At 35.5% G+C, this 26,772-nt stretch carries 25 protein-coding genes; 17 read left to right on the forward strand and 8 right to left on the reverse strand.

What is annotated here, in order from left to right:
* The first annotated feature begins 129 nt into the window (after positions 1-129).
* Both O1A01_RS07930 and O1A01_RS07935 read left to right on the forward strand, forming a co-directional pair.
* On the forward strand, positions 130-945 hold the full coding sequence (locus O1A01_RS07930) for a DUF2935 domain-containing protein (protein ID WP_066412013.1): 816 nt from the start codon (positions 130-132) through the stop codon (positions 943-945).
* A gap of 170 nt (positions 946-1,115) precedes the next feature.
* Positions 1,116-2,090 carry a TRM11 family SAM-dependent methyltransferase gene (locus tag O1A01_RS07935; RefSeq protein WP_235858049.1) on the forward strand — a complete coding sequence of 325 codons (975 nt, stop codon included), beginning with the start codon at positions 1,116-1,118 and terminating at the stop codon, positions 2,088-2,090.
* Between the two features lie 399 nt (positions 2,091-2,489).
* Here O1A01_RS07935 and O1A01_RS07940 read toward each other — a convergent pair whose 3' ends face one another.
* On the reverse strand, positions 2,490-3,680 hold the full coding sequence (locus O1A01_RS07940; RefSeq protein WP_066412011.1) for an MFS transporter: 1,191 nt from the start codon (positions 3,678-3,680) through the stop codon (positions 2,490-2,492).
* 166 nt (positions 3,681-3,846) lie between these two features.
* On the opposite strand from O1A01_RS07940, the gene O1A01_RS07945 reads away from it, so the two are divergent.
* On the forward strand, positions 3,847-5,274 hold the full coding sequence (locus O1A01_RS07945; RefSeq protein ID WP_066412008.1) for a YcdB/YcdC domain-containing protein: 1,428 nt from the start codon (positions 3,847-3,849) through the stop codon (positions 5,272-5,274).
* Between the two features lie 44 nt (positions 5,275-5,318).
* Here O1A01_RS07945 and O1A01_RS07950 read toward each other — a convergent pair whose 3' ends face one another.
* Positions 5,319-5,537 carry a hypothetical protein gene (locus O1A01_RS07950; protein ID WP_066412005.1) on the reverse strand — a complete coding sequence of 73 codons (219 nt, stop codon included), beginning with the start codon at positions 5,535-5,537 and terminating at the stop codon, positions 5,319-5,321.
* Between the two features lie 187 nt (positions 5,538-5,724).
* On the opposite strand from O1A01_RS07950, the gene O1A01_RS07955 reads away from it, so the two are divergent.
* Positions 5,725-6,186 carry a hypothetical protein gene (locus O1A01_RS07955; protein ID WP_270065979.1) on the forward strand — a complete coding sequence of 154 codons (462 nt, stop codon included), beginning with the start codon at positions 5,725-5,727 and terminating at the stop codon, positions 6,184-6,186.
* A 67-nt stretch (positions 6,187-6,253) separates the two neighbouring features.
* Here the strand turns inward: O1A01_RS07955 and O1A01_RS07960 are convergent, their stop codons facing one another.
* On the reverse strand, positions 6,254-7,486 hold the full coding sequence (locus O1A01_RS07960) for an MFS transporter (protein ID WP_066411999.1): 1,233 nt from the start codon (positions 7,484-7,486) through the stop codon (positions 6,254-6,256).
* A gap of 112 nt (positions 7,487-7,598) precedes the next feature.
* Here O1A01_RS07960 and O1A01_RS07965 point away from each other — a divergent pair, with 112 nt between their 5' ends.
* Together O1A01_RS07965 and O1A01_RS07970 are read left to right on the forward strand one after the other, a co-directional pair.
* Positions 7,599-9,326 carry an ABC transporter substrate-binding protein gene (locus O1A01_RS07965; protein ID WP_066411996.1) on the forward strand — a complete coding sequence of 576 codons (1,728 nt, stop codon included), beginning with the start codon at positions 7,599-7,601 and terminating at the stop codon, positions 9,324-9,326.
* A 91-nt stretch (positions 9,327-9,417) separates the two neighbouring features.
* Positions 9,418-10,479 (forward strand): LLM class flavin-dependent oxidoreductase, encoded by a 1,062-nt coding sequence (locus O1A01_RS07970; protein WP_066411993.1) that lies wholly within the window; start codon positions 9,418-9,420, stop codon positions 10,477-10,479.
* Positions 10,480-10,522: 43 nt separating this feature from the next.
* On the opposite strand, the gene O1A01_RS07975 is transcribed toward O1A01_RS07970, so the two are convergent.
* A complete protein-coding gene (locus O1A01_RS07975) occupies positions 10,523-12,037 on the reverse strand; it encodes a glycine betaine uptake BCCT transporter (RefSeq protein WP_270065980.1) in 1,515 nt (504 codons plus the stop codon).
* Positions 12,038-12,211: 174 nt separating this feature from the next.
* Between O1A01_RS07975 and O1A01_RS07980 the strand changes: the two genes are divergently transcribed.
* Complete coding sequence (locus O1A01_RS07980; RefSeq protein WP_066411987.1) at positions 12,212-13,915, forward strand: methyl-accepting chemotaxis protein; 1,704 nt, start codon at positions 12,212-12,214, stop codon at positions 13,913-13,915.
* 106 nt (positions 13,916-14,021) lie between these two features.
* Entirely contained in the window at positions 14,022-14,732 is a 711-nt protein-coding gene (locus O1A01_RS07985) for a Type 1 glutamine amidotransferase-like domain-containing protein (protein WP_270065981.1), read from the forward strand.
* A gap of 57 nt (positions 14,733-14,789) precedes the next feature.
* Here O1A01_RS07985 and O1A01_RS07990 read toward each other — a convergent pair whose 3' ends face one another.
* Entirely contained in the window at positions 14,790-15,689 is a 900-nt protein-coding gene (locus tag O1A01_RS07990) for an AraC family transcriptional regulator (RefSeq protein WP_066411983.1), read from the reverse strand.
* A 64-nt stretch (positions 15,690-15,753) separates the two neighbouring features.
* Positions 15,754-16,530 (reverse strand): MerR family transcriptional regulator, encoded by a 777-nt coding sequence (locus tag O1A01_RS07995; protein WP_066411981.1) that lies wholly within the window; start codon positions 16,528-16,530, stop codon positions 15,754-15,756.
* Between the two features lie 194 nt (positions 16,531-16,724).
* Between O1A01_RS07995 and O1A01_RS08000 the strand changes: the two genes are divergently transcribed.
* The 6 genes from O1A01_RS08000 (at position 16,725) to O1A01_RS08025 (ending at position 21,325) form a co-directional block, all read left to right on the forward strand.
* Entirely contained in the window at positions 16,725-17,501 is a 777-nt protein-coding gene (locus O1A01_RS08000; RefSeq protein ID WP_066411973.1) for a tyrosine-protein phosphatase, read from the forward strand.
* Between the two features lie 255 nt (positions 17,502-17,756).
* On the forward strand, positions 17,757-18,593 hold the full coding sequence (locus tag O1A01_RS08005; protein WP_066411972.1) for an amino acid ABC transporter substrate-binding protein: 837 nt from the start codon (positions 17,757-17,759) through the stop codon (positions 18,591-18,593).
* Positions 18,580-19,281 carry an amino acid ABC transporter permease gene (locus tag O1A01_RS08010; RefSeq protein ID WP_066411970.1) on the forward strand — a complete coding sequence of 234 codons (702 nt, stop codon included), beginning with the start codon at positions 18,580-18,582 and terminating at the stop codon, positions 19,279-19,281. The genes O1A01_RS08005 and O1A01_RS08010 overlap by 14 nt, the downstream gene beginning before the upstream one ends.
* Before the next feature lie 20 nt (positions 19,282-19,301).
* Positions 19,302-20,039 (forward strand): amino acid ABC transporter ATP-binding protein, encoded by a 738-nt coding sequence (locus tag O1A01_RS08015; protein ID WP_066411969.1) that lies wholly within the window; start codon positions 19,302-19,304, stop codon positions 20,037-20,039.
* 127 nt (positions 20,040-20,166) lie between these two features.
* Positions 20,167-20,877, forward strand: a complete 711-nt coding sequence (locus O1A01_RS08020; RefSeq protein ID WP_066411967.1) for a sigma-70 family RNA polymerase sigma factor — start codon at positions 20,167-20,169, stop codon at positions 20,875-20,877.
* 73 nt (positions 20,878-20,950) lie between these two features.
* Positions 20,951-21,325, forward strand: coding sequence for a VOC family protein (locus O1A01_RS08025; RefSeq protein ID WP_066411964.1), 375 nt, complete (start codon positions 20,951-20,953; stop codon positions 21,323-21,325).
* 93 nt (positions 21,326-21,418) lie between these two features.
* Here the strand turns inward: O1A01_RS08025 and O1A01_RS08030 are convergent, their stop codons facing one another.
* Positions 21,419-23,143 (reverse strand): ABC transporter ATP-binding protein, encoded by a 1,725-nt coding sequence (locus tag O1A01_RS08030; RefSeq protein ID WP_066412228.1) that lies wholly within the window; start codon positions 23,141-23,143, stop codon positions 21,419-21,421.
* A gap of 117 nt (positions 23,144-23,260) precedes the next feature.
* A complete protein-coding gene (gene map, locus O1A01_RS08035) occupies positions 23,261-24,004 on the reverse strand; it encodes a type I methionyl aminopeptidase (protein WP_270065982.1) in 744 nt (247 codons plus the stop codon).
* 227 nt (positions 24,005-24,231) lie between these two features.
* Here map and O1A01_RS08040 point away from each other — a divergent pair, with 227 nt between their 5' ends.
* The 3 genes from O1A01_RS08040 (at position 24,232) to O1A01_RS08050 (ending at position 26,746) form a co-directional block, all read left to right on the forward strand.
* Positions 24,232-25,137, forward strand: a complete 906-nt coding sequence (locus O1A01_RS08040; RefSeq protein ID WP_270065983.1) for a DMT family transporter — start codon at positions 24,232-24,234, stop codon at positions 25,135-25,137.
* A 162-nt stretch (positions 25,138-25,299) separates the two neighbouring features.
* Positions 25,300-26,394 (forward strand): AI-2E family transporter, encoded by a 1,095-nt coding sequence (locus O1A01_RS08045; protein ID WP_066419751.1) that lies wholly within the window; start codon positions 25,300-25,302, stop codon positions 26,392-26,394.
* Positions 26,395-26,578: 184 nt separating this feature from the next.
* Complete coding sequence (locus O1A01_RS08050; protein ID WP_270065984.1) at positions 26,579-26,746, forward strand: hypothetical protein; 168 nt, start codon at positions 26,579-26,581, stop codon at positions 26,744-26,746.
* The last annotated feature ends 26 nt before the right edge of the window (positions 26,747-26,772 follow it).

Genomic DNA, 26,772 nt, shown 5'->3' on the forward strand with positions numbered 1-26,772 from the left:
TGAATGGAGTTTAGATGTTAGTCTTGTTTTAAAAAAAGGTCGATATTTTCCCTTTTTAAGCAGTAATAGTTCATTACTATTACCTACTGCAATAAACATAAGAGTAGGAGCTAAAAAGGGGGAATAATAATGATTTCAATATGGGAAGAGCACTTGTTTTGGCTAGAAGTTTTACAAGATCATGCATACTTTGTAAGAGATCATTTAGCGGTGACGGAAAAGGAATATATAGAAACAGCGCATCGTTACATCCAGCTTTTTCAAGATTTGTTAAATCAATTGAATCGCCTACGTCCAACAATCCAGTCACAAGATGCAGCTCAAGTGGAGTTTTCGAAGAGTGCGTTGACGGTTGCACAAGGTTATTATGAGTTCGAAGGAGCACTGCAATCATTACGAATTGATAATAAAGTAAACTTAAACCTATCTCCAACTTATTTGAACGGTACACTAGCTGAAAACCGGGAATATTTGAGAATACTCTCTTACCTCGTGAAAGGAAAGGTACCTTCACCTCTTCCTCTAGTAGATTTAATGGATCTATGGCTGGAGGATCAATTAGGTCATGCCGTACTATTCCAAAATATGCTCGACCCAATTGAGATTGGTGCATCAAGGCAAGCAGATGTTTATATAAGTAATTATCAAGCGTTTATTGTCCAAAATCACCACATAAAAGGTTATTTAAAATTTAAACAACCTGGCTTTGCAAGACAGAAAGAGTTTGCTTCAACAGTCGGAAGAGTAACTCTTGAAATGAGTCAGTTTGTTTTTACGATGGTTCATAAATATAGGGAGAACAAGCTTTTAAATAAAACTACTTTACGTTTTTTAGAACACCATTTTCCTGAAACATGTTATTTTATAAAGAAATTAAGTTATTATGCCCCTGAACTTCAACAAGAGGCAAGTCAATGTTCGTTAAGAAGAGCATCTTATTTATAGTGATTAGAAAGGCCCGTGCAATTTCCATTTAATAAATTATTGGAATTGAGTTTTTTATGGTAGTATGAATAGAAAAGGAAAACGAAATATATAAGTTTCCTATAAAACTTAGGCATTTGTCTTTACAACATGACAAGTACTAAGTTTTTCTATTGAAAGAAGGTACTAAAGTGAAAACAACTACTATCATGATTCCGAAAAGCTTCATTTACAACTATACGTGCGAACCAGATGAAGCTGCGTTATGTGATTTAGAGAAACGCTCCATCTTTCATATTCATTCAGAAGAAAGATGTTTTGAAAGTTTCATAGATTTTGAACCGAGTAGAAGCCCTTTTATTAGAGATAAAATTGGCGTGATTTTACGAGGGAAAACAATTGACGATTTAATCGAGAAAATAAAAAAACTTCCTGAAGCGAAAGCTTCATTTAAACTAGTGTATGTGCATAATGTTGATCAAATAGAAGCTGAAAAATTTGGTTTTAACAAACGTCGTCAAATAGAGCGGGAAGTAGGAGTGCAAATTCCTGGTGAACCGGAATTAGTAGACCCAGATCTATTGTATGGTTTAATAAAACTGAAAGAAGAGTGGATATTTGGACTATATTCAAAAAGCGAAGCAGTTTGGCTACAGCATCAAAGAAAACCAAATAGCTACTCGGTTGCTCTTAATACTCGTGTAGCACGTTCAGTCGTAAATATTGCCGTTCCTATGGCTGATACTAATGGAATAAAAGTAATCGATCCGTGCTGTGGAATTGGTACAGTACTAGTCGAAGCATTATCGATGAACATCGACATTGTTGGAAGTGATATAAACTATCTTATTTTACCAGGGGTACGAGAAAACTTATCCCACTTTGGATATGAAGGAGAGGTTAGTCACCGTGACATCCGTGATGTGAATGAAAAATATGATGTAGCGATAATCGACTTACCATATAATCTATGCTCAGTCATTACACCACAGGAACAGTTAGAAATGCTGCAAAGCACTTACAACTTTGCAGACAAGCTCGTTATCCTAACAGTAGAACCAATCGACCCTATTTTAGCTGAAGCTGGATTTACCATTGTCGATCGTGGGGATGTAAGAAAAGGAACGTTTCGTCGGGAAGTTATTGTTTGTAAAAAAGTGGCATGAGCAGGAACCTAAAATACAGATAACACGAGGCAAGACCTTAATTTTCTAAGGTCTTGCCTTAATTTTATCCTTATGAACAAAAAGTAATGCTAAACAACATCTAGTGGTCTGTTTATGTTAAAATTACCATAATGTGGTTAGATGAGTTATTGTTTTATAAAGGGGAGTAGCGTGGGGAGTCTAGTTAACTTTTTATTTGTATTTTTCGTTTGCATGAATATTAGTGCAACATTAAATGTTTTGTTTAAAATGAAGAAAGAAAGACTGGATCGTTTCGTTCCTAATTAGTATCCTATTATCGTTTTTTATAAACATACTACTTGCGGGATGATAATTAATGGGTATTTAGTTATTATAATAATAAAAAGGATAGGCACCCAAAGCCTATCCTTTCCTAGTTTATGCAGCTGTTACCTTCACAGCTGATTTTTTTCGCCATTGAACAGTAATGGCTAACGTAATAATTAAGAAAATTAGTCCTAAAATAAATGGGTACATTATATTTACATCATAAAGTACTCCAGCTAGAGTTGGCCCCATAATATTTCCGATACTCATGTAAGCATTGTTCATTCCCATTGCAAATCCTTGTTCATTCCCAGCAAGCTTCGATATTAACGTATTTAATACAGGCCTTAAAATCGAAGTGGACAAGAATATAACGAGAGAAACGATAAAGAAAAAGGAATAGCTGCTTGCGAATAACGAAAGCAAGAAACCGGTAGCACAAACGCCAACGAATGTAACTAAAACAGACGCTTCTCCAAAACGGTTTACAATTCGTTCTACTAGGAAAAGTTGCGCAATAACACTAACAATACCGGTAGCTGTTACCATTACGGCAATATCTTTAGCTGTCGATTGGAACTCATGATCTAAATAAAGACCAATAACTGATTCGAATGCAATTAAGCCGAAACTCATCACAAACGTAATAATTAAAGGAATAAAATATGGCATTTTAGATGTTCGAGCTATTTTTTTCATCATCGACTCATTATCGTTTACCATTGGACCGCTATTTTCTGTAACAACTTTACTTTCTTTTAAAATCGTAATCGAGAAAATAACAGCAACTAACGATACTAATGCAGAAACAAGGAGTGGGAACTTAATACCGAATTCTGCTAAAAATCCCCCGATTCCAGGTCCTACGACAATCCCAAGTGACATCGCCGCTGAAACGTAACTGTTTCCTTTCGCACGTTGTTCAAATGTGGTGATGTCAGCAACATAAGCGAAAATCGCAGGTACGAGCAACGCTGCACCGATTCCACCTACAGCGCGTGATATATATAAAGTAAGAACTGAATCTGATACGTAAAATATAAAACTAGCAATCGTTAGCCCAATTAAACCGTACGTAATCATTTTTTTACGACCATACATGTCGGACCATTTCCCTGCTAGAGGAGAGAAAATAAATTGGAAGGCTGCGAAAATTCCCATCATTAAACCAGCAGCTGTTCCGCCTTGTCCGATAGATTGTAAATAGGCAGGTAATATTGGAATAATAATCCCGAAGCTACCGATAGCAATAAACATATTTATCATCAATACGATAATTTTTTTACGTTGATCTGATGACATAAACCAACCTCCATTTCACCAAGTAGAAATAAAATCACATCGTAATATCATACCTCCTTTACATCGTATGTGCAATAAAAATTTATCTTCCGAAATAAACAGAAACCTTTTTCAGTTAGGATACGTATTATTAATAGAATGATAGAATGGCGGTGTGAAAAATCAAATGAGTGAAGATATATTAAAGAGGGCAAAATCTCTTATTCAAATTCCATCCCATTGGAGCTTAATTATTGAAGATTATTGTCAACCTAATGAAAGTGCTGGATATACGTTGCTTTCATGGGCCGATGAAGAACAAAACGAAGGTATATCCATGCAACTAGACCCCAAAGGGCGTTTAACAAAATTATCACAAGAGAGAAAAGAAGAAAAAACAGATACTAAACCGCTAAGTGATGTAGACATTAAAATTATAGCAGAGCAATTTTTATTATCTCATTATCCGGATGCGTTAAGAGCTTTAACCCTTAATGTTAACGAGAAATTAGAAAATAAATATCGGTTTGAATATGTACAGTTTGTGATGAATCTACCCCTACCTAACTCAGGCTGCTTTATAGAAGTTAGTTTGACAGGTGACATATTAGAATTTCATTATTACGGTGTAAAGAAGGAACCTGCAACTCCTACCAACATTATTTCTAAAGAGCAAGTCCTTACTGAAATAAAACGAACATTAGATTTTAACTTAGTGTTAAGTACCATCTATGCTCATACATACAACGTAAAAGAACAGGGACTTCAACTAATATATGAACCGAATCCGTCGGTTTTAAACTATCGAGCAGATGTTTTCCCTCCAACTTTAACGATCAATCATGAGGAAGAAATTCCTCCACAATATGTTACTTTACCTCAACAAGCTAACTTGAATGAAAATAAAAAATGGTCGATAGTTGAGCTTATTGGTATTACAGATGAAATGGAAGTAATTAGAGAAGTAGATATGGGGGAAGAAAAAGGTGTAGTGTGGCAGGATCGGAATTGGGAGGAAAAAGATAGAGATAGGACTGTGGAAGGATTTATTTCAAGGCAAACGGAAGGAACTGTAAAAGCAATTATTTCGAAGAATTGTGGTAAACTTAATAGCTTTATATGGTTTAAAGAACGAAGCGGGAACCTGTCGCTTAACAGAGAACAATGCTTGCAAAAAGCTATTGAGTTTATACAAAAGACGATACCAAATTATAGAGAGCATTTACTATTATTAGCTCCAGACATATCAGAAGACGAAGAGGTAAGAAAACATGAATCATTTATATTCCATATAAAAAATAAAAATGGTATTCCAATGCATTTGGAAATGTTAATGGTAGTCGTAAATTGCCAAACAGGGTTGATTGATCAGTACAGTGGGCCTAGTTTGGAAGTGGAACAACTAAGTGAGCTGCCATTAGAACCTGTTTTATCAAAAGAGGAAGCGGAGAATCTTTTTCTAAGTCATTTAGATGTTAATTTAGCATGGACTATCGATTACGATAGTAAGGATGTAGATTATATCCTAACTTACGAGGCATGTAACAAGAAAACCAAAACGGCCATTAGCGGTATTCATGCAATAACAGGCGAAGTGATATCGTATAGGGAATAAACTATCGTCTCGCAGTTGTAATAGAACTGCGAGACTAATGAGAACTACCTTTTTTTCTTTTTTGAGTTATCAAGTGCTACCTTATTTTTTATAATTGGATCCATCACAACTTGAACATGTACATGTTTGTCATCAACAACATTAACATTCGTTACCTTTCCTTTACGTCCTTTAATTTTTAGACCTTCATCAAAGGAAGGAACGGTTTGACGTAACTGAGTTAAAATTACTTCTCTACCCTGTAAATAATGAACAACGTACATATTACTCACCCTTTTTCTAAGAAATGTAGTAATTATTTTCTTTCTATAAAAGTATCGATGGACAGTTGTAGTTAGAACTAATCTGTAGAAAACTTCTAAAAATAAAAAGGTTACACACTGCTACCTTGAAAGTATAACTTCTTTTTTATATGAGAAAGTTAATAATACTTACAGGGAGGTGGGTGCGATGAAAACACGAATGCTTCTACTTGGGGTTGCTATTATTCCTTGGTTTTCTGTTCCTCTTATGGGAAAACAAAGTTTTAAACGCTTTTTTCCAATGTCCCTTTTTATGGGCATCTTAATAATTGGAGAAACGCTTTTAGCTCATAAATACTGCTGGTGGAAAATACATAAACGCCCCCACAAAAAAGTAGTGGGAGAAATTCCTCTAATTATCGGTCCATATATCGTTGGATCTTTATGGATGCTAAAATTAGGGTATGGAAACATTTTGCGTTTTTCTTTTCTAAACTTGAGTACTCATTTGTTCATCGTTTATAAGGTAATGAAATGGTTAAAAAAAATTCGATATTGGACTTTAGTGAACATGAACAGTTTCCAATTTTTAAGTTTGTTTGTTATTGAAGCATTTATTTTGTATATTGGACAATTCCTTTATGATAAAATGCGAGGAATAAAAAGTTAATAATTAAATACGAACGCATTGCTAAAAAAAGTATAGGTCGAAGAAAACGATCCTCGACCTAAATATATTAAGAAACAACCGTCACTTTTTCCTCTTCTTCCACTTCCTTAAGATTTCGAAGGCCAATAAATTTCAAAGTTACTAAAAGGGAAAGAAGCCCTAACGTAAAGAAAATAATACGAATGTCTATCCATTCTGCAATGATTCCCGTTAAAAAACCTGCTAAAGGTAATGTTCCTAGACCTAGCATCATAATTAACCCATTCACTCTCCCAAATATATAAGAAGGTACAAGTCGTTGACGCATCGTTTTAAATAGAACATTAAACATAATAACCGGTGCGCTTTGAATTGCGACTGCTACTAATAAACTGTACCAACTCCAACTGAAGGCGACAGTAATAATGCCAACAGCACTGATTAATAAGTTGATAATCATTAACCGGATGTGACTCGTCTTATTACCTAAAAAGTTCACTAAGAAAATCGCAACAATTTGAGTAACAGCGGCCCCAGCATACACCCAGCCAACTTCCTCTGAAGTTAACAACAACTTTTCACGTGAGAAGTAGACGAGCATACTAATTAACGCACCGTTCGCAATGTTGACTATTAATACGAGTAATGTAAACGGACCTAGTATCGTATGTTTCCATAAGAAGTTAGCTCCTTCTCGTAGTTGGTCCCACGAGTTAGATTTAATGATAGATGGCGATTCCTTCGTTAAAAATGTTAAAAAGAGTATAGATATAGCAATTGGAATATACGAAATAGCATCTAATAAAAGAACGTTGTAAACCCCTATTTTTGAAATAAGTATACCAGCTAGCATACTACCAAAAAGCACAGAGGAAGTATCGATGAATTGAAATGCTGTATTTACTTTTATTAATTTCTCTTTTCGAAATAGCTGTGGAACAACCGTTGAATTGACAACCGAAAATACAGCACCTAAACAGGCGATAAAAAAGCCAAGTATATACACATGCCATATTTGAAGCACTTGTAGCATATGCAACGTTGGAATAATCGCAACTAACGTACCTTGAAGAAGCGCGCTTACAAAAAGTAGTGTTCTTCGAGGCAATCGGTCAGCAAGTACACCCGCTATCGGTGAGATGAAAATAAAGGGAAGTGTTTGAAAGAGGAACATCATCCCCATACTAGCCGCTGATTCCGTTAATTCATAAATTAGCCACGGTATCGCAATAATATAAAATTTGTCTCCTAACTTAGATAGAATAGTTCCAGAAAAATAAAGTAAGGCATTCTTTTCTCGCCAAATTGATTGTTTAAACATTTGTACTCATCCTTTCATTTGTTTCCATCTGTTAATTTAATTATGAACTTTCTAAAAAGAGGGAAAAAGGGTAGTATTAAAGTAAAAATGTCCCCTTTTAGGAGGAGTTAGCATGAAAGAGCGTTATTTTACGTTACGGGCTCACTTAAATCATTTTTTTAAAGAAAAGGAATACGATCTTAAACTAGAAGACATAGATCGGATCTGGTACTGCTCTCGTAAAAATACGAAACGAATTCTTCACAGGCTAGAAAATGCTAATTTAATAGCCTATCATCCAGGTAGGGGGAGAGGAAATGTTTCGAAAATTGTTTATTACACTTCCTTTCAAAACGAAGTACAAACTTATATCGAGGATTGTGTGAATAATGGGACACTCGATAAAATTGCCGAAATACTCCGCCTTCCAATTCCGAAATCATGGGTTGATTCTTATTCAAAAGATATTAGAGAATTACTTGGATTGAGGCGCGACTACGGTGAATCAAGAGACATACTACATACATTTAAGGCGAGAGATATTGAATCACTGGACCCATTGAAAATATCCTTATCGCTAGAAACACATTTAATTGAGTATTTAGGGGATACACTAGTTCGTTACGATAAAGAGAAAGATTGCTTCATTCCTCATATTGCGCATCATTTTCATGTTGATTCATTCAAAAAAATTTGGACTTTCTATTTACGAAAAGGGGTCTTCTTTCATAATCAAGACTATGTGACAAGTAGCGATGTAGCTCACACTATTGACCGAATGAAAAACAGTTCGCCATCATATTCATGGCTAGCTAGAAATATCGTAAAGGTAACCTGTCCACATCCTCAAAAGATAGAAATCCACTTAGATGAACCGAATCCGTTTTTCCTACGTTATCTTTCTGCGATTAATTTTTGTATATTGCCAGCCAATGTAGAGTTTGATGAATACGTATGGATAGGGACTGGTCCTTTTAAAATGAAAGAGAGATCAGAAAATAAGCTAATATTAGAAGCGAACGATTATTATTTCAAAGAACGTCCGTTAATAGATGAAATTCATTTTTACCGCGTTTCATCAGAAGCAGCAAAAACAATTTACCTTTCAGGTGAAGAAGACCCTACGAACGTTATACCGGCTAAACATACGATAACGAATGCCGGTGTTCAGCTTTTGTCGTTTAATTTAAAACGACAAAATATTATTAGGCAGCACGCTTTTAGAGAAGCTATTTTTCACCTGTTTGATGTACAAAAGATGGCGGATGACTTCGGAATTGAGATACATGAAGCGAGTAGTATAGATATAGAACGTTCGAGGCGACAAGAAAAGTTTCCTAACAAAATCCCTGCGCTACTAGAGCAGTCAGGTTATCAAGGCGAGAGTTTGAATTTATATTGTTTCCGTCATAACCACGCAGTCAAAGAGGCAACATGGTTAAAAAAAGAAGCGGAAAAATACGGTGTGCAGTTAATAATATGTACTATTTCATACACACAATTTTCGCAAGCAGGAATAGAAGAAAATATCGACCTATTAATGATGGGCTTGTCACTTTCGTTTGATAAGCATTTGGCTTTTTCCTATGCGTTAAAAAATCAAGTGTTATTATTTAATCGGTTGTTTAATCAAGAGGTAGAACTGTATGTAGAAGAAAAATTAAGGCAATTCGAGTTAGAAGAAGAGAAAGAAAAGAGGATAGAGTTAATGGATGAAATAGAAAAATACTTGCAAAAAGAATATGCCTTTTTCTTTTTACATCATCCTATCGTTACGAGATTTTTAGACCGAACAATTGAAAATGTGCAATCTCATTCCTTTGGTCAAATCGACTATACGAAAATATGGATTCCAAGTTAAGCACTGCAGAAGACTAATTTATAGTAGTGGTGACTCTTTTGTTGTATTCTTCAAGTAGGAAAAATTCGTGAATGAGAAAGGGGTAGCGCTTATGGAAAAGTATCGGATTAACCAAAACAAAGGACTAGAGTTTGGAATATATACATTAGGTGACCATTTACCAAATCCTATTACAGGAGAGAGAATCTCCGCAGGGGAACGTATTCAAGAAATCATTAACTATGCCAAGCTTGCGGAAGAGGCGGGGCTAGATTTTTTTAGCGTAGGAGAAAGTCATCAAGAGTATTTTGCAACGCAAGCACACACGATTGTTTTATCTGCAATTGCACAAAGCACGAGTAAAATTAAAATTGCAAGTTCTTCGACGATAGTTAGTACATCGGATCCTGTACGTATTTATGAAGATTTTGCTACGATTGATTTAATTTCAAAAGGTCGAGCGGAAATCGTTGCGGGGCGTGCCTCACGCATCGGACTCTTTGAACTGTTAGGTTACGATGTGAATCAGTATGAGGAATTATTTGAAGAAAAGTTTGACCTATTAAGACAGATTAATGAAAATGAAGTGGTAAACTGGAATGGGGAATTCCGGGCGCCGTTAAAAAATGCAAAAATTATTCCACGACCTGTAAATGGTTCGATGCCGATTTGGCGTGCAGTTGGTGGTTCACCAGGTAGTGCGATTAAAGCTGGTTATGCAGGGGTGCCGATGTTTTTAGCACATTTAGGCGGCCATGTAATGAGCTTTAAACGTTCCATCGATGCCTATCGAGAAGCTGCTAAACAAGGTGGACATAATCCGGAAGAGCTGCCAGTAGCAACAGCTGGATTTTTCTATGCAGCGGAAACATCTCAACAAGCGATTAAAGATACGTATCCTCATATAAATGAAGGGATGAAGCGTACGAACGGACGCGGATTTCCAGCTGAGGCATATGCCCAGGGAATTGACCCACAAAATGTGATGAATATCGGTAGCCCGCAGCAAATTATTGAAAAAATTCTTTATCAACATGAAGTATATGGACACCAGCGATATATCGCACAAATTGATTTTGGTGGAGTGCCGTTCGAACGATTACAAAAAAATCTTGATCTCATCGGTACAGAAATTTTACCAGCAATCCGGAAGTATACATCAAAGAGTCATTAAGAAAAGGAGGTCAGAGCCCAAGACGCTGACCTTCTTTTTCCATTTATTTTATTTTAGGCTGCTTTATTTTTCCGATTCCGAGTTCACGTGCCTCTTTGTAAAGCGCCTTTATTAAACTTACTGTCATTAACCCCATAATGATGGAGAAAGGGAGAGCAGCAACGATCATCGTGTTTTGCAATGCTTGAAGTCCACCTGAGTATAATAACACTAATGATATTGTGGAAAGCATGATACCCCACACTAACTTGATTTTGTTACCAGGTGAATGAGAACCATTTGTTGTCATCATTCCTAATACATACGTACCTGAATCTGCAGAAGTGATAAAAAATGTACCTACGAGGATCATTGCGATAATCGAAGCAACAAAACCTAAAGGGAATTGAGAAAAAACACCAAATAATGCTTCTTCCGTTGCAAGAGAAGAAATATTTGCGATTCCTTCATGCTCCAACATGATTGCTGTTCCCCCGAATGTGGAAAACCAAAGAAATCCAACTACGGAAGGAATAAATAAAACAGCAAATACAAATTCACGAATCGTACGCCCTCTAGAAACTCGTGCAATAAAAATACCGACAAACGGCGACCATGCAATCCACCATGCCCAATAGAAAATAGTCCAGCTATTAATCCATCCACGGATATCCTCATTTAATGGTGCTATTCGAAAGCTCATGGACACTAAATTTTGAACATATGTACCGATGGAGTGTGTGAACAAGTTAAGAATGAAAAGGGTTGGCCCTACTAGAAACATAATTAAAAATAAAACTCCAGCTAATCCCATATTCGCATTACTAAGTATTTTTATTCCTTTCTTCAAGCCTGTATAGGCAGAAAGCATAAATAATACAGTTACGATGGCGATGATGATAAACTGAGTTCCAATGGAAACTGGGATTCCGAAAAGGTAGGACAATCCTCCATTAATTTGAACCGCACCAAACCCTAAAGTAGTTGCGACTCCAAATACAGTAGCAAGTACGGCCAAAACATCAATTGATTTCCCAGTGACTCCATTTACTTTATCACCTAAAATCGGCTTCAATGTTGCACTAATTAATCCACGTTCCCCATGCCTAAAATTAAAATACGCTAGAACGAGTGCTACAATTCCATATATGGCCCAAGCGTGAATTCCCCAGTGGAAATAAGTGTAGCGCATCGCATCTAAAATACCTTGATCTGTTCCTTCTTGTGCCGTTGGAGAACTTAACGCATAATGACTAATCGGTTCTGCGGATCCCCAGAAAACTAGTCCAATCCCCATACCAGCACTAAATAGCATCGCAATCCATGTAACTCTTGAAAATTCAGGTTTATCGTCTGGCTTACCAAGTTTTAACCTTCCTAACGGACTTAACATTAAATAGAGACAGACAAGCGTAAGTATGGATACTAGAATTAAATAATACCAGCCGAAAACATCCGTTATAAAAGCTTGAATGTTAGCTGTAATGTTTTCTAAGCTATCAGGAAGTACTACTCCGACAATCACAAGTAATGCAAGGATTGCTACAGATATATAAAAAACAATCATTTCCTTTTTCATAGTGAGCCCCCTTTAAATGTAGTACCCGAGATTATCTCTGTTAGTTTCTCCGTTCGTTCAATCTACATACATACAGATTTTATGCGCCTTAAACTTCTAAACAAAACAATGATTATGTCGATATTATAATTAAATAATATTATCTTTGTTGTAAGTAGTTGGAGGGGTTCCAAAATGATAAGAACAATAAAGAGTAAGCTAATATTTTCGTTTGGGATATTAATTACTTCATTAATTATACTTTGTTTACTATCAATTCTTTCTTTAACAAAGTTAAATGAAGAGATAGAAATAGTAGTGAAACAAGACTTTAGTGTCATGTCTCATGCGAAAGATATTCAAAAAAATATTGTCGATATAGAAACGGCGGAAAGAGGATATTTATTTACAGGAGATAATGATTATGTAACAGCGTATGAGCGTGCAAAAGAGGAGATAGAAGCGCACTTTATGCACTTACATGACTATGTAAGTGACAATGAAAGGCAAGTAGAAAACCTACGAATAGTGGAAGAAGCTTTTCAATTATGGTTAACAGATTATGTAGTGAAAAATATAGAAATAAGATCATCCAACAGTTTAGAATTGACGAGTAGTTTAGTGGATTTAAATAGTGGAAAAGCATCTATTGATCAATTAAGAAGTAAACTGGAGAATTTTATTGATATTGAACAACAACTAATGCAAGGGCGAATAAATAGCTTAAATCAGTTAAGCGTAATAGCAGAACTAACGTTAATCATCGCTTCTATTGTCGCAATCATCGTTGCGTTGCTTTTAGGAATAGGTATTACGAGAAATATTACGAAAAACTTAAGTTATATTAGTGGTGTTATTTTAGAAATGTCTAACGCTGGCGGAGATTTAACAAAAAGAATAAACGTAAAATCAAAAGATGAGATCGGACAGTTAGGGGAAAATACGAACAAGCTAATAGAAGGAATAAGTAATCTTGTTAAAGAAGTAAATAATAGTGCTACATTAGTAGCGAGAAATAGCGAAGAACTCGTAGTAGCATCAATCGAAACGACAGAAACGATTTCTCAAATTACCGAAACAAATAGTGAAATTGCGGCAGGCTCGGAAGAAACGACTAGCTACATTGAGTCGGCAGTAGGAAAGATGGAAAACCTTAATGCACTAAATAAGAATGTAAAAGACAATGCTGAATTAGTTAAAGCAAAATCAATTGATATGAAGGAAGCATCGATGAATGGTGTGCACAATGTTAGTGTAACGACTGCAAGTATTGAAAAATTACAAAACTTATCGAATGAAAATATAAATGTAATGAACCATCTAGAAAAAAAGTCTAGTGAAATTGGAAACATTATTAATAGTATCAATTCCATTGCCGATCAAACGAACTTGCTTGCATTGAATGCTGCAATTGAGGCTGCAAGAGCTGGAGAAGCAGGAAAAGGTTTTGCAGTGGTAGCGATGGAAGTGAGAAAGCTAGCCGAACAATCGAAAGCATCAGCTGAAAATATTGGTGACATTATTACACAAATCCAAACAGAAATAACGAATGCAATTACCGCAACGACAGAAGTAAATAAAGAAGCAAAAGTAAGTGTTGATAGCGCAAACGATACGGAGAGCTCCTTACAATTAATTGCGGATAAAATTGCAGAGACGTTGACTTTAGTTGAAAATATTACGGAAAACGTAAATGGAACGTACCTATTAAGTGAAGATGTAACAAAAGTATTTAGAGAAGTGGCCGTTATTTCAGAAGAAACGTCTAAAGGAAACCAAAATAATGCTGCCGCGTCAGAAGAAGGATTAGCTGCGATGGAACAAATGAACTCAAGTGCACAAGTGCTAGCACAGCAAGCGGAAAAATTAAAACAAACGATAGCGAATTTTAAAATATAATAATACGAATTCGTAAAGGGAACAGAGTTAATCTGGTCCCTTTTATTCAGTGGAGGAAGGAAAATACAATCATTTGTAGTATTTAGGAGATAGAGGAGTTGAGAAAATGAGGCAAATTATCGCAATGGGTGGCGGTGGGTTTTCAATGGAGCCTGATAATTTACTATTAGATCACTACATTTTAGATCAAGTAAAGAAAAATTCACCGAAAATATGTTTTGTTCCAACCGCTAGTGGTGATCAAACGAATTATATTGAACGTTTTTATAAGGCTTTTAACAACCTTCCATGTCAACCAGCTCATGTATCTCTATTTGAACCTAACTTTACAAATCTAGAAACCTATATTTTAGAACAAGATATTATATATGTCGGCGGAGGAAATACGAGAAATATGCTACTCTTGTGGAAAGATTGGGGCTTTGATACAGTCTTAAAAAAAGCATATGAGAGTGGGGTCGTTCTAGCTGGCCTTAGTGCTGGATCGATTTGTTGGTTCGAAGAAGGTTTAACAGACCCGATAAATGGTCCGTTGTATAAACTAGATTGTTTAGGTTTCTTAAAAGGTAGCCATTGTCCTCATTATGATGGTGAGAATAAAAGAAAACCGGCTTATCACCAATTATTATTAGAAGGAAGGATAAAAGCTGGGTATGCTGTTGATGATGGAGCGGCTCTTCATTTTGTAAACGAAACACTTACTGTGGCAGTTAGTTCAAGGCCAAATGCGCAAGCATTTTATGTAGAGAGTGATGGGAGAACCGTGACAGAAACAGGTCTAGAAATAAAATATTTAGATGATAATAATGACATGTAGAAAACGTGAGCAAAAAGCCCAACTTTTTTAAAGCGGGCTTTTATTAGTTTAATAGAGTTAGGATGGTTGGTTAATGCTAATTTTTTGTACGGGAATGTATATGTCCATTTCTATATTTTCATCTCCGTGACATCTTTCGTCATACAATTCGAATTCAGTGCCTCCACTATGTTCATAACCAGATTGAGGGAACCATTCCGTATATATGTTATTCCAAGTTGATTGAATAGAAGCGGTAAATGTATCCCCATTTGCCTTCGGAGTCGTAAATACTGCATATTCTTGTTCTGGAAAACTTCTATACACCATTCCTTCAAGTGGCTGAGAACCTTCGTTTACTTCCATCCCAATAATATAAACAAATTCATTTGTATTAGGATTGAAATCTGTACAAATACCAAGCTCTACATTTTGATTAATAGGATTAGGTATGTTACAACCTAATTTATTCTTCATAAACTGTTGCCAAAATTCCGGGATATCCTTGTTGTTCTGACCATTTTCATTTTTTGTTTTAAGCTCATATCCAATGATGTGAAAAGCAGGTTTCGTAATTAGTTTTGGTTCCATTTGTTGTCCTCCTAGTAATAGGTTATTTGAAAGGTAGGCTTTCCCTTGTAACGGACCACTTAATCTTTTGGCACTTCGATATTGCTTCGGTGAAACACCATACGTCTTTTTGAACGCGCGGTTGAAAGACTCTTGATATTGGAAGCCAACAGCGATGGAAATACTCGTTACGCTTTCATCGGTATAAAATAAACGCTCTGCTGCACAAGTTAGTCTTCTTTTTCTTACATAATCCATCACAGTATCTCCTACAATTGTTTGGAAAACACGATGAAAATGAAAAGGAGAAAAATAAGCAACCTCGGCTAATTGCTCTAAGCATATTGGCTCGTGCAAGTTTTCTTCGATGAAATTTAACGTTCGTTGCACGGAATTTATATAGTCCATTCTCGATTCACCTACCTTAACTCTACTTTAACACCAAACAAACATTCGCACTTAACATTTTTTGCTATTCATTTGATTCCATTTCTACTTGTTTTATATAATACTCCATTGCCTGATTAAGCCATTGTTGTTCTTCCTCTGTAAACGGAGAAGGTGCGATGTTTTCTAGTTCTTGAATATCCGTTTCTTCGACATCAGCTTCTGCTAATTTTTGTATTAGTTCTTCGCCGAGGAAAGAAAAAGAAGCTTCTACATATAATTTAACCATTTCTTGCACCCTTGGGTCCTCAATCGGATTCCCGTACAGTTGCTTTACTTCTTTCGTTAATTGAACAAAGCTTTGATCTAAAGAGAAAATATCTTCTTCAGATTTTTGGTCTAGCTTTTCCGTTATGTGAGTTAGGTTGTGCTGTTCCATCCAATCAGTTTGCCTTTCTTCTGTATGGAAGGTTTGGATTAAACTAAATAATACGCTACTTTCTAGCTCTTCTTCTTTTTCTAACAATCGCATTACTCTTTTAATTGCCTTCATTGATTGATCGAGTTGTTCTTTTTCTTTTTGTAACCCCTGTAAGTGAGATGCTAACATTTCATTAAAATCAATAGAGAAACTTGGTTCGTGTAAATAATGGCTAATTTGCTCTAAGCTATAACCTAAAAATTTAAGACTTACTATCTTTTGCAATGTAAATAGATCCTCACAATTGTAAATTCGATGACCTGAAGTAGGGTGTTTCACTGGCCGTAACAGTCCGATTTCATCATAATAGTGTAACGTACGTACGGAAATACCAGTTTTCTTTGAAAATTCACCGATGGAAAAAGAATTATTTTCTTTCATACACATTGCCTCCTTATTAAGTATAGGGTTTATTATAAAACCTCACGTTACTGGAGGTTCAAGAGAGAAAATGAAATTATTACCATCATTTTTATTCGACAAAAAGGGTGGTAACCCTTTTTAAATTGTAATCGTGAGAACTATTTTTTATAATTAATAAGAGTTAATAATCTTTAAATAGTGGGAGACTAAACATGAACAGAACTGTAATAAACAACTTGAATGTAGCAGGTACGATCAACTTGCGTGATTTAGGTGGAGTACAAACTAAAGACGGTCAGAAAGTAAAAAAGGGGATGCTTTATCGCTCAGGAAATTTAAGTAGGTTAACAGAGGCTGGTGAAGCTACGTTAAAAGAATTAGGAATCAAAAAAATATGTGACCTACGAGGTCATGATGAAACTAATAAATATCCTGATCCAATGATAGAAGGAGTTGCTTGGTTTCATACACCATTACTAGCTGAAGATGCCGCGTTAGGTAATGCTGGAGATCATTCGAGTTTTGTACAAGCACTTCGAAATTCAAAGCCAGGAGAATTATTAATTTCATTAAATAAAAAGATGGTGCACTATAAAAGCTCTTTCCAACAAGTTTTTAAAGTATTATTAACGGAACCAGAAAAACCATTTCTTTTTCATTGTATGGCAGGAAAAGATCGTACTGGTGCAATTGCAGCGTTAATATTAAGTATATTAGGCGTATCTCGTGAAAGTATTTTACAAGATTATTTATTTACGAATGAAGTTTCAGGAGATATAAACACTCACTTCGATGAAATTGGTTATAATGATTTGCCCGATGTCGATGAGGCTGTACTAGATGCATTATTTGAAGCGAGAGTAGAATACATAACAACCTTTTTGAATGAAATTGATCAACATTATGGATCGATTAAAATTTATACGAAAGAAGTACTTGAGTTATCAGATGAGGAAATAGTTAAACTGAAAGAAAATTTTTTACAATAATAGTAGAGTTGAAGATTTTAAAAATCTTCAATTCTTTTTTATTTGTCTAATATTGTATTTATAACTACAAAAAACTTTCGTAAAACAACTTATTTACGGAAGTTTTTTTGTGCCAATGTAAAAACATTAAAATGGACCAAATGAATTTAAAGGAAATTGGAGAACATAAAAACAAATGTTTTGACAAACGTGATAGATTTTATTATGAATCGATTTATGTTCAATAAATCATATAAGAATACTGGGGGTTTAAAAATGAAAAAGTTTTTAACTTTATTCTCATTACTTTTCGCTTTCGGAATCATTCTAGCAGCGTGTGGCACAACTGCTAATGAGGATACGAATACGACAGGTGATAACAATACTGACACAACAGAAAACACTTCTGATTCTTTACTATCTAAAGTACAAGATGAAGGAAAATTAGTAATCGGAACAGAAGGTACATACGCACCTTTCACGTTCCATGATGAAACAGGTGAACTAACTGGTTTTGACGTAGAATTAGCTCGTGCGATTGCAGACCGTCTTGGAGTAGAACCTGTGTTCATGGAAACACAATGGGACGCAATGTTCGCTGGACTAGATGCTGGACGTTTTGACGTTATTGCTAACCAAGTTGGAATTAGGGAAGATCGTCTAGAAAAATACGATTTCTCTGACCACTATATTACTTCCGCAGCTGTTTTAGTTGCACACGAAGATAATGAAGAAGTCGATGGCTTTGAAGATATTGAGGGGTTAAAATCTGCTCAATCATTAACGAGTAACTTTGCAGATATTGCTCGTGATAATAATGCCGAAATCGTTGGTGTAGATGGATTCAACCAAGCGATTGAACTTATGACATCAAAACGTGTGGATGTAACGATAAACGATAAGTTAACAGTTCTTGATTTTATTAATCAACGTCCGAATGCTCCTGTGAAAATTGTTGCCGAGAGTGAAAATGCTTCAAAAAGCGGCTTTATGTTCCGTAAAGGTAGTAAAGATTTAGTGGAAGAAGTGAACCGTGCCCTTCAAGAAATCATTGAAGACGGTACGTATTTACAAATCGCAGAGAAATGGTTTGGTGAAGATGTACTTAACTAACATATTTATGGATCCAGTCAGATTAGAACGCTGGATTGAAATATTCCAGAGTTCCCTTTTACCTTTAGTAAAAGGGGCTCTCTATTATTCAGTACCGTTAACGCTTATATCTTTTACGATTGGATTAGTTATTGCAGTGCTTACTGCGCTAGCGCGAATATCAAAAATAAAACCGCTTAGCATTATAGCGAGAGTTTACGTTTCCATCATTCGTGGAACACCACTTTTAGTGCAATTATTTATTATATTTTACGGTTTACCTAGTATCGGAATAACGCTAGATCCATTTATGTCAGCTGTTATTGCCTTCTCCTTAAATACTGGCGCCTATGCTTCAGAAGTAATAAGAGCTGCTATTTTGTCGATACCTAAAGGACAGTGGGAAGCATCCTATTCGATGGGAATGACGTATGCACAAGCATTACGTCGGGTTATTTTACCACAAGCATCGAGAGTTTCTGTCCCGCCATTATCTAACTCTTTTATTAGCCTAGTAAAAGATACATCGCTAGCTTCTATCGTTTTAGTTGCAGAAATGTTTCGAAAGGCGCAAGAAATAGCGGCAGCGACTTATGAACCGTTACTTCTATATATACAAGCTGCACTTATTTATTGGGTTGTCTGCTTTACATTATCCATTATCCAAGAGCTGCTAGAAAGCCGACTAGATCGGTATGTAGCAAAATAGTTAAAGGAGCTCGTAAAAAAGTGATTTCCGTTAAAGGTTTATATAAGCAATTTGATGATTTACAAGTGTTAAAAGATATTAACATAGATATTGAACAAGGAAAGGTTGTCGTTGTAATTGGCCCCTCAGGTTCAGGAAAAACGACACTTCTCCGATGTTTGAACGTATTAGAAACCCCAACTTCTGGCGCTGTTGCAATTGGTGATCAACAATTAGACTTTTCTCAAAAAGTAGACCGCAAGGCGATTGCCAACTTTAGAAGGCTAACAGGAATGGTGTTTCAAAACTACAATTTATTCCCCCATATGACAGCTCTTCAAAATGTGATGGAAGGTCCAATTACTGTCAAAAAGGAAGCAAAAAGTGTAGTGGAAGAACGTGCGAAAGAGTTGCTTAAAAAAGTTGGTTTACATGATAAAATGGATTACTATCCATTCCAATTATCGGGCGGGCAACAGCAACGAGTAGGTATTGCAAGGGCACTCGCAATGGAACCAAATGTTATGTTATTCGACGAGCCAACTTCAGCGTTAGACCCCGAATTAGTAGGGGAAGTTCTACAAGTAATGAAAGACCTTGCCAAAGAAGGAATGACAATGGTCGTCGTTACCCATGAAATGAAGTTCGCTAATGAAGTAGCGGATGAAGTTATATTTATGGATAACGGTGTTATTATGGAAAGAAACGTACCAGACGTAATGTTCCAATCGCCAAAAGAAGAAAGAACGAAGCAATTTTTAAGATTGATTCAAGAGTAAAAACAAGGGAAACCTTGTTTTTTTTATTTTTGAAGTTTTTCATCGGTTGTCAATCATCATTACTTAATGTAAATTTGAAAGGAGATATATAATCAGAAAATTAAAACGAAAGAGGCCGATTAAAAATATGCACGGGGATTCTTCTAGTTTCGATTCTATGATAGCTCCTTTTTTACCTACTATTGAAAAATATTGTCGTAGTTTTTCGGCGAAAAAGTGGGAAAGAGAAGATTTAGTTCAAGAATGTCTTTTAAAGATTTATATTTTATTAAAAAAAGAGCCGACAAGTAAGCTGACAAAAAAGTACTTATATTTTATTGTAAGAAGTACTTGGATTGATCAGTACAGAAAAAATAATAAGATTGATTATGTATCCGATACAGAAGTGGAACTCGAAAATAGGAAGGATAATAAACGAGAATATGACATTCGTGTAATTTTGGAAACATTATCAGAGTATTTATCCTTAAAACAATTTGTCGTCGTTCTCCTTACAGAAATATTCCAATTTACTGCCAATGAAACAGCAATTTTAATTAAGGAATCGGAATCCAATGTGTATACAACCTTACATCGAGCTAAGAAGAAGATCCATCGTTATAATTCTTTAAGTGCAAACGATCATATAAAAGTACAGAAAAGAGAAAAAGCGATGGACAAAGGAATGTTTGAACAGTTTTTAAATGGATTTCGAAATAACAATCCTAAAATTATATATGAGTCTTATCTCTCTATTCAACAAATGGGGATTGAAGTTAGTGCAGTTAAAAATTCAAAAAATCGATACTGTTTTCACTTAAAAGATCCAGATGGAAATATAATTATGATTTGTACATAATTTTTATTTATCGTGTAAGGAATTACAATTTTTTTTCGTTAATTAATGTGACGAAAAGAAAGGGGAGATACAAATGGCAAAGGAGCTACTATATGGAGTAGGAATTTTTATTCCTGTTAGTGATTTAGACAAATCAACAAAATGGTATGAGGAGATGCTCGATTTTGAACTAATTCATAGCGACGAACCTAATGCTAAAACATTTAGAACTTGTGATGGAAAAGTAATTTTTACTCTTGTAAAATGTGAAAATATTACTCAACCGAAATTTCCGAAAAATGATTACGATGTTGGGGTGTACTATAATTTTCTCACAACTGATATCGATACAATCCATCAAGAAATGCTTGCAAAAGACGGAAACGTTAGTCTGATACATGACTACGGTGATGTTAAAGGATTTAGTATTACAGACCTTGATGGCAATCGATTTGGTATCGTTACATGAGTATTCTGTACTTTTCGCTTGAAACGATAATCTAGTAACGAAAAAGACGAATGCTTATCTAGCCATTCGTCTTTTCTCGTTCTTTTTTTGTTATTAATATATAGATGCATGTTGATGTGCATGTAATTTCTTGAAAATTCCCTGCTCATTTGCAAGCAATTCTTCATGTGTTCCATCTTCCGCAATACCATCCTCGTTAACGACTAGAATTCGGTCTGCATTACGTATCGTTGCTAGTCGATGAGCAATAACTAACGTTGTTCGATCTTTCGATAACTCTGTTAACGCCTCTTGAATGATAGCTTCCGTTTCTGTATCAAGTGCAGATGTCGCTTCATCTAAAATTAGGATACGAGGATTTTTTAAGAACATTCGAGCAATAGAAAGTCGTTGTTTTTGCCCACCTGAAAGCTTTAAACCTCTTTCACCAATTTGTGTATCATAACCATCCGGTAAAGACTCAATCAAATCGGAAAGGTGAGCACGTCTTGTCGCCTCTTCTATTTCTTCTTGTGTAGCATCTAATTTTCCGTAAGCAATGTTTTCTTTCAATGTACCAGTAAATAAGAATACGTCCTGTTGAACTATACCTATGTTAGATCGGAGGGATTCTTTTGTCATGTTACGAATATCCATTCCATCTATTGTGATCGAACCTTCTTCCACATCGTAAAAGCGAGGGATAAGTGAACAGATTGTAGTTTTCCCAGCTCCAGACGGCCCAACAAAGGCAACCGTTTGACCTGCTTTAATAGAAAAGCTTAAATCATTTAAAATGCGTCTATTTTCTTCATAGCCAAAACTAACATTACGGAAAGCTATATTCCCGTTTAGTTCTGGAACATCAATCGCTCCAGGGTGGTTTTCAATGTCAGGCTGTTGATCCATAAGCTCTACAAATCGCTTAAACCCAGCCATTCCTTTCGGATACAATTCTAGTAACGCACTAATTTTATCTATCGGCTTAAATAACACGTTAACATAAAGGATAAAAGCAACTAATTCGCCGTAGGTCAACATTCCAGAAAAGCTTAACCATGCCCCGTATACTAAAATAACTAACGTCATCAAACGAGTCGTAATATAAATTCCGGATAAATTCCAACTCATCACTTTATAGCCTTTTAGTTTAGAAGCACGGAAAAAAGCATTGTTTTTGTCAAAACGCTTCTTTTCAAACTCTTCATTTGTAAAAGATTGAACAACGCGTACACCTGAAACGCTATCTTCTACTCTTGCATTTACGTCTGCAATATTCCCATACATTGCTGTCCAAGCCTTATTCATTTTGATGTTCGAATAGGAAATAAGCCAAACTAAAAACGGAACGATAATAATTGCGACAAGTGCTAGTTTCACATTAATCGTCAACATAATCCAAAATGCACCAATGAACGTCATAACGGCGATGAACAAATCTTCTGGTCCATGATGAGCTAATTCGCCAATATCCATTAAATCATTCGTAACGCGGCTCATAATGTGACCAGTTTTCGTGTTATCAAAAAAGCGAAACGATTGGCGTTGAACGTGGTAAAACAATTCTCTTCTCATATCGGTTTCAATATTAATTCCTAGCTTATGTCCCCAATAGTTTACAATAAACTGCATGCTCGAGCTCATTATATAAAGTGTTAACAACCCAGCACTAACAGCCAAAATCGTACTCCAATTTCCTTCTGGAAGAAGACTGTCAATAAACCACGAAACAGCTAAAGGAAAGCCAAGCTCTAATAACCCAACTAATACCGCGCATGAAAAATCAATGATAAACAGTTTTCGATGCGGACGGTAATAACTAAAAAAACGTTTAATCATAAACGCCCCTCCAATCCCCCTGCGATTATTAAATTTTAGTCCACGCGAGAAGGATTATCAATACAAATTTTTTTAAGGATATAGAGAAGGCACACCATCAAAGGGTGTGCCTTGAGCTTATTTTGTAATAATAAGTGGACCGTCTTTCGTTACGATAATCGTATGTTCCATTTGGGCAACAAAGCTTTTATCTTCAGTTGCAAACGTCCAACCGTCATTTTTTTGATATATTTCTTCCGCACCGGTTGAAATAAATGGTTCAAAGGCTATCACCATACCTTCTTGTAACACCTCTTTATCCATTGGGTAAAAATAATTTAAAATATGGTTAGGTGCTTCATGTAAAGCGCGCCCAACTCCATGGCCAGTTAGATTTTTAATAACAGTAAAGCCATTAGCTCGAGCAGTTTGGTAAACAGCCTTACCAATAGTATTGAGGCGAGCACCAACTTTAATTTTTGCTAATCCAGCCTCAAAAGCTTTTTCTGCTACTTCGCATATACGGTATAATACAGGTTCGCCTTCACCTACAACGAAAGACAACCCGGTATCAGCAAAATAACCATTCTTCGAACCAGATACATCAATATTGACTAAATCACCTTCTTGAATAACGCGGTTTGATGGGATTCCATGCGCCACTTCGTCATTTACGCTTATACAAGTAAACCCCGGGAAATCATATTCTCCCTTTGGACCAGAAATTGCTCCGTAATCTTCAAATAGCTTTCCAGCTAATTCATCCAACTCTTTCGTAGTAACTCCAGGTTTTGTCATTTTTATCATTTCATCACGAATGGTTCCACATATCTTTCCGATTTCTTTTAAAGCTTCAAGCTCTTCGTTCGTTTTGACAATCATTGATTTCCTCTTTCCTACGAAATAAATTTCATTCCGCTTATTAATATATACCATTATTATTTTACTTATTTTTTTCCTTATAGACAAAGAAATGTACTTGGTGAAGAAAAAATGGGCGGGAATGAAGACTTGTCCACATTTTCATTCATTTGTGGCAAAAACTTCAATCATTTTTGTAAGGGACAAGCATACGATTATAGTATACTTATAGAAGGTAGGAAAAACGGATGAACGTTTCGAAATCAGTAGTGGCAGCATCCTTGTTTGCAACAGTAGCAATTAGTTTTTGGGGAATATCCTTTGTTTCTGCAAAGGCAGTTATAGACAAATTGGATCCCTTCACGTTGCTAGTTAGTCGGTTTGGGATTGGGGCAACGTTTTTACTCATATTAATACTTATAAAAAGAGAATATTCTTTGAGGCTACCAATCCGCTATATTCCTCATGTTATCGTACTTTCCATCATTGGGGTATTTGTCCATCAACTTCTGCAAGCAAGTGCTCTATTAACGATTGATGCTTCTTCTGCCGGGTGGCTAATTACATTTTCTCCAGTGTTTACTGTATTTCTTTCCATGATATTTCTACATGAGAAAATGACATTCTCTAAAGGTTTTGGCATTATTATTGCTATATGCGGTGTGTTCTTAATTACAGCAACAGGAACGGGTAAATCTTTTAGTTTTTCATTCCATATTGGTTATATGCTTATGATATTAAGCACATTAAATTGGGCAGTTTATTCGGTGCTCTTAAAAAAATTAAATGTTCCTTTACCGGCGCTAGTATTAACTTTTTACATAAGTTTTATTGGATTTATCCTTACACTACCCTTTCTCATGAAACAAAGAGGTTGGGAGAAATTCGAGTCTCTAGCGTATGCGGAGTGGGGACATCTCATTTTTTTAGGGATTTTCGTTTCTGGTGTAGGATATTGGTACTGGGGAAAGGCATTAGAAGTACTAGAAGCATCAAAAGTTTCTGTTTTCATATACTTAGAGCCAGTTTTTACAGTAATCGCTGCTGTCATCCTCCTACATGAAAAGGTAAAAATAACAAGTGTTACAGGCGGCCTCATTATTATTATCGGAGTCATTTTAGTAAATGGCCATTTTAGGAGACGTTTAGTTTAAAAATATTTCTTAAAAAAGAAACCTTAATACAAGTCTAAACGTATAACATAAAAGGCTTGTACAATAAGAAGTGTCGTTGTCGAAATTTTACAGAAATTTAACTAGACAAAGGAGCTTATATTCTGTCACAATATAATTATTTTAATTAAGGAGAATAATTCAATGTATTACAAAATTATGCAAGTAGGGTCAGTTATACTTTTACTTTTTGCAATTATTTATTTAGGGTCCCTTGTTGACTGGATATTTAGACCAGTAATAGTGTTTGGACAAACCTTGTTTGTACCGATTCTTCTAGCTGGAGTGCTTTTCTACTTATTAAGACCACTCGTACATATTTTAAGTAAAAAGATGCCTAGAGGAATTGCGATTTTATTAGTTTATATCGGTTTAGTTGGATTAGGCGTCGGGCTTTTTTCTTTTATTGGCCCGGAATTACAACGACAGTTTACTAACTTAATTAATAGCATGCCGGTCATTGTGAAGGAATTACAAGTGTTACTACTCACTATTCAAGAGAATGATTTAATTCAGCGATTTGGATTAGAAGATGCATTCGAATGGAAGGATCGTATCGAACAAATTGTTGTCATCGCAAGTGGGCTAGTAGGTGACCTTGTTACTAACACGATTTCTGTTATTGGTACTATTTTTAATACGTTACTATTATTCATTATCGTTCCCTTTATTCTTTTTTACTTGTTAAAAGAAGGGGAAAGACTTCCGCATTTTGTTCTGAACTTTATTAGTAAAGATAAACAACAAAAGGTAAGGCCGATTTTAACGAATATGGATGAGACGTTAAGTAATTACATTCAAGGTGTCTTAATTGTTTGTTCCTTTGTTGGTATTTTGTATTATGTAGGATTTAGTATTATTGGACTTGAGTACGCTTTAGTGCTTGCGATATTTGGTATGGTAACGAATGTGATTCCGTATGTAGGTCCGTGGATCGGCGCAATACCTTCGTTTATCGTTGCCTTACTACACTCTCCTATGCAAGCAATTCTTGTCCTAATTATTGTAGTCGTAATTCAGCAAATCGAGAGTATTTTTGTTCAACCACAAATAATTGGAAAAAGAATGTCGATCCATCCAGTTACGGTTATGATCCTTGTCCTTGTTGCAGGCCGTTTCATCGGAGTAGTTGGAATGATATTAGTAATCCCGACATACGCTGTTGCTAAAGTAATTGCAACACACTTATATAGTCTATGGAAAGTTAGAAAAGAAGAACAAGAAAACTTAATTAAGTAAACAAATAGGATCTCAATATGCACTTTCGAAGATCCAACTAGTATTCATAAAGCCAGTCCTATACTTAGTATAGGGTCTGGTTTTTTTTTGATAATTAACTATTCAATGGACAAATAATAACATGTTAAAATAAAGTAAATCCCCATGTAAATGTTGTAGAAACTAAGACGTTGGGAGAGGGAAAATGTTTACGTTTGAAGAAAAGAAATACATGTTGTCCGTTTTAAAAAAGCAAAAGACAAAAGCATTTTTTAGAAAAACGCCTGAAGTAAACGATAGATTAATTGAAAAACTAGAACAAATGATTCGTAACGAAGAAGTGAACGAACGTGAATTGAGAAGCAAATTTTAATTCGAAGAGAATCATCAAAAAGGTGC

Source organism: Sutcliffiella sp. NC1 (assembly GCF_027594365.1).
Lineage (GTDB): Bacteria > Bacillota > Bacilli > Bacillales > Bacillaceae_I > Sutcliffiella > Sutcliffiella cohnii.

Coding starts and splice junctions, on each gene's coding strand:
- O1A01_RS07930 (WP_066412013.1), top strand. CDS start 130: ATGATTTCAATATGGGAAGAGCACTTGTTTTGGCTAGAAGTTTTACAA.
- O1A01_RS07940 (WP_066412011.1), bottom strand. CDS start 3,680: ATGTCATCAGATCAACGTAAAAAAATTATCGTATTGATGATAAATATG.
- O1A01_RS07945 (WP_066412008.1), top strand. CDS start 3,847: ATGAGTGAAGATATATTAAAGAGGGCAAAATCTCTTATTCAAATTCCA.
- O1A01_RS07950 (WP_066412005.1), bottom strand. CDS start 5,537: ATGTACGTTGTTCATTATTTACAGGGTAGAGAAGTAATTTTAACTCAG.
- O1A01_RS07955 (WP_270065979.1), top strand. CDS start 5,725: ATGAAAACACGAATGCTTCTACTTGGGGTTGCTATTATTCCTTGGTTT.
- O1A01_RS07960 (WP_066411999.1), bottom strand. CDS start 7,486: ATGTTTAAACAATCAATTTGGCGAGAAAAGAATGCCTTACTTTATTTT.
- O1A01_RS07965 (WP_066411996.1), top strand. CDS start 7,599: ATGAAAGAGCGTTATTTTACGTTACGGGCTCACTTAAATCATTTTTTT.
- O1A01_RS07970 (WP_066411993.1), top strand. CDS start 9,418: ATGGAAAAGTATCGGATTAACCAAAACAAAGGACTAGAGTTTGGAATA.
- O1A01_RS07975 (WP_270065980.1), bottom strand. CDS start 12,037: ATGAAAAAGGAAATGATTGTTTTTTATATATCTGTAGCAATCCTTGCA.
- O1A01_RS07980 (WP_066411987.1), top strand. CDS start 12,212: ATGATAAGAACAATAAAGAGTAAGCTAATATTTTCGTTTGGGATATTA.
- O1A01_RS07985 (WP_270065981.1), top strand. CDS start 14,022: ATGAGGCAAATTATCGCAATGGGTGGCGGTGGGTTTTCAATGGAGCCT.
- O1A01_RS07990 (WP_066411983.1), bottom strand. CDS start 15,689: ATGGACTATATAAATTCCGTGCAACGAACGTTAAATTTCATCGAAGAA.
- O1A01_RS07995 (WP_066411981.1), bottom strand. CDS start 16,530: ATGAAAGAAAATAATTCTTTTTCCATCGGTGAATTTTCAAAGAAAACT.
- O1A01_RS08000 (WP_066411973.1), top strand. CDS start 16,725: ATGAACAGAACTGTAATAAACAACTTGAATGTAGCAGGTACGATCAAC.
- O1A01_RS08005 (WP_066411972.1), top strand. CDS start 17,757: ATGAAAAAGTTTTTAACTTTATTCTCATTACTTTTCGCTTTCGGAATC.
- O1A01_RS08010 (WP_066411970.1), top strand. CDS start 18,580: ATGTACTTAACTAACATATTTATGGATCCAGTCAGATTAGAACGCTGG.
- O1A01_RS08020 (WP_066411967.1), top strand. CDS start 20,167: ATGCACGGGGATTCTTCTAGTTTCGATTCTATGATAGCTCCTTTTTTA.
- O1A01_RS08025 (WP_066411964.1), top strand. CDS start 20,951: ATGGCAAAGGAGCTACTATATGGAGTAGGAATTTTTATTCCTGTTAGT.
- O1A01_RS08030 (WP_066412228.1), bottom strand. CDS start 23,143: ATGATTAAACGTTTTTTTAGTTATTACCGTCCGCATCGAAAACTGTTT.
- map (WP_270065982.1), bottom strand. CDS start 24,004: ATGATTGTCAAAACGAACGAAGAGCTTGAAGCTTTAAAAGAAATCGGA.
- O1A01_RS08040 (WP_270065983.1), top strand. CDS start 24,232: ATGAACGTTTCGAAATCAGTAGTGGCAGCATCCTTGTTTGCAACAGTA.
- O1A01_RS08045 (WP_066419751.1), top strand. CDS start 25,300: ATGTATTACAAAATTATGCAAGTAGGGTCAGTTATACTTTTACTTTTT.
- O1A01_RS08050 (WP_270065984.1), top strand. CDS start 26,579: ATGTTTACGTTTGAAGAAAAGAAATACATGTTGTCCGTTTTAAAAAAG.